This is a genomic window from Mycobacterium sp. (assembly GCF_019243155.1).
In the GTDB taxonomy this organism is placed as follows: Bacteria; Actinomycetota; Actinomycetes; order Mycobacteriales; family Mycobacteriaceae; genus Mycobacterium.
In genome coordinates this window covers 1-2,622 of sequence record NZ_JAFAUS010000112.1, presented here as the reverse complement: position 1 = coordinate 2,622, position 2,622 = coordinate 1, and the positions used below count along the sequence as shown (strand labels likewise).

The 2,622-nt window shown below is 66.0% G+C and carries 2 protein-coding genes and 1 pseudogene; 2 read left to right on the top strand and 1 reads right to left on the bottom strand.

Going from position 1 to position 2,622, the window contains the following annotated elements; genetic code table 11:
* Window positions 1-855, top strand: a pseudogene (locus tag JOZ00_RS05665) (glucose-6-phosphate dehydrogenase); the annotation flags it as partial.
* A 1-nt stretch (window position 856) separates the two neighbouring features.
* On the opposite strand, the gene JOZ00_RS05660 reads toward JOZ00_RS05665, so the two are convergent.
* Window positions 857-1,780, bottom strand: a complete 924-nt coding sequence (locus tag JOZ00_RS05660; RefSeq protein ID WP_293340924.1) for a class I SAM-dependent methyltransferase — start codon at window positions 1,778-1,780, stop codon at window positions 857-859.
* Window positions 1,781-1,909: 129 nt separating this feature from the next.
* On the opposite strand from JOZ00_RS05660, the gene JOZ00_RS05655 reads away from it, so the two are divergent.
* On the top strand, window positions 1,910-2,622 hold a 713-nt coding region (locus JOZ00_RS05655), incomplete at its 3' end, for a CoA ester lyase (protein ID WP_293340921.1).

Below are 2,622 nucleotides of genomic sequence, written 5' to 3'. Positions count from 1 at the left end.
CTGTTCGAGCCGATCTGGAACCGCAACTTCATCGACCACATCCAGATCGACATCCCCGAGGCCCTGGGCCTGGATCAGCGCGCGAACTTCTACGAGAGCACGGGCGCATACAAGGACATGGTCGTGACCCACCTGTTCCAGGTCATGGCGTTCGTGGTGATGGAGCCGCCGACGGCCCTCGAGCCCTACGCCATCAGCGAAGAGAAGAACAAAGTGTTCCGGTCGATGCTGCCGGTCATGACCTCGGACGTGGTGCGCGGCCAGTACAGCGGCTACCGCACAGAAAACGGTGTTGCGAAGGATTCCGACACCGAGACGTTCATCGCGCTGAAAGTCGGCATCGACAACTGGCGCTGGGCCGGCGTACCGATCTATTTGCGCACCGGCAAGAAGATGGCCGAGGGCATCCGCATCATCTCGATCGCCTTCCGGGAGGCTCCGCGGACCATGTTCCCGCCGGGATCGGGTGTGGGCACCCAGGGCCCGGATCACCTGACGTTCGATCTGGCGGACAACTCGAAGGTGTCACTGTCCTTCTACGGCAAGCGGCCCGGCCCCGGAATGAAGCTGGACAAGATGTCCATGCAGTTCTCCTCGCAGGAGATCGACTCCGTTGCCGACGTGCTGGAGGCCTATGAACGGCTCATCCTCGACGCGATGCGTGGTGACCACACGCTGTTCACCACCGCGGAGGGCATCGAATCCTTATGGGAGCGTTCGCAAGACCTGCTGGACGACCCGCCGCCGTCCAAGTCGTACAGCCCCGGCACCTGGGGCCCCAACGCCATCCATCAATTGATCGCACCCAACGCGTGGCGGCTGCCCTTCGAGCGGGGATGGCGCGAAAAGCGCTAGCTCAACGCAGCTCGGCACTGAGATAGGTGATGGCGTGGCGGAACTCCCTGAGCATTTCGTTGTCAGGGAGCACGAAGCCGTATTCGGCGTATAGCTGTTCGGTGGGGTAGCTGGTGACGTTCCAGCCGGTCGAGGCCAAGTGCTCGCCGGCTGCGCGGCGGACACCCTGCCAGACCAGTTCGGCGACGTCGATGTTCAGTCCGTGCTTTCGCCACGTTTCGCGCATTGCCCGGGCCCGCTCGTCGGAGAACACACTCATATCGGTGATGTTCTCCGTGGCCAGCCGGCTGCCCGGGGCGCTGAGCGCCGTGATGTGGTCCAGCAGCCGGTCCTGGGCTTCCGGCGGCAAGTAGGGCAGCAGACCTTCGGCGATCCACGCGGTCGGCGCGGCGGCGTCAAAACCCTTGTCGCGCAAGGCTGCCGGCCAGTCGTTGCGCAGGTCGACGCTGACGGTGCGGCGCTCGGCGGTGGGTTCGGCGCCGATCCCGGCCAGCGTCTCGGTCTTGAAGGCGATGACCTCCGGCTGGTCGACCTCGAAGACCACCATGCCCGCCGGCCAGGCCAGCCGGTAGGCCCGCGCGTCAAGTCCGGCGGCCAAGATGACGGCCTGGCGGACGCCACCGGCGGTCGCGGTCGTCAGGAAATCGTCGAAGAACCTGGTCCGCACCGTCATCTGTTCGCGCCGCTGCTGCATGGTCATCGGCGAATCGTCGCTGTCGAGCGGAATCTGGCCGTCCAGCATGCGGGTGAAGAACGGGTGCCCGACCGCGCGCACCAACGGCTCGGCGAATCGGTCGTCGAGCAATGGATCCGGCTCGCGAGAGGCCAGCGCCCGAGACGCCGCCACCATCGTCGCGGTCGCCCCCACGCTGGAAGCCAGATCCCAGCTGTCGCCCTCGGTACGCGCTGAACCAAGTGATGCCACGTTTCCTCCCTCAGGTGTCCACCGGCCGACGGGGTCGGGGCCGCGTGACCGAAGAGTACTTTCCGCCGCTGTGCGCCCGGTGTGGACCCGCCCTGCACAGCGGAAAAGGGTCTACGAGAACATGACTCCATGGCACCGACACCGCGGCCGCGCCGCTCCGCCCTCTACCTGCCCGGCAATAAGGACCGGGCACTGGAGAAGGGCAAAACGCTGCCCGCGGATGTCCTCATTTTCGATCTCGAGGATGCCGTCGGCCCGGACGCCAAAGCCGACTCGAGGACGAGGGTGTGCGACGCCGTCTCGTCAGGCGGTTATGGGTCGCGCGAGATCGTGGTGCGCATCAACGGTCTGGGCACCGACTGGCACGACGACGATCTGGCGGCCGTGGCCGGTTCGACCGCCGACGGCGTGCTCGTGCCGAAGGTCGAAAAGGGCGAACAGGTCCAAGGACTCGTCGCGGCGCTCGACAAGCTCGGCGCGCCAGAGTCGCTGCGACTGTGGGTGATGATGGAAACGCCGCGGTCTTTTCTGCGGGCCGAAGAGATCGCTTCGGCCAGTGATCGACTGGTCGCGATGGTGATCGGCACCAACGATCTGGTGAACGATCTACACGGACTGCATGTGCCCGGCCGCGCGCCGGTGGTGCCCGCGCTGTCGTTGGCCGTGCTGGGGGCCCGGGCCGCGGGAAAGGCCGTCCTTGACGGTGTCTTCAACGCCATCGGCGATGAAGACGGCTTTCGGGCCGAGGCGCGTCAGGGCCGCGAAATGGGTTTCGACGGAAAGACTTTGATCCACCCGTCCCAGCTCGGCCCCGCCAACGAGGTGTTCGGCCCGTCGCAGCA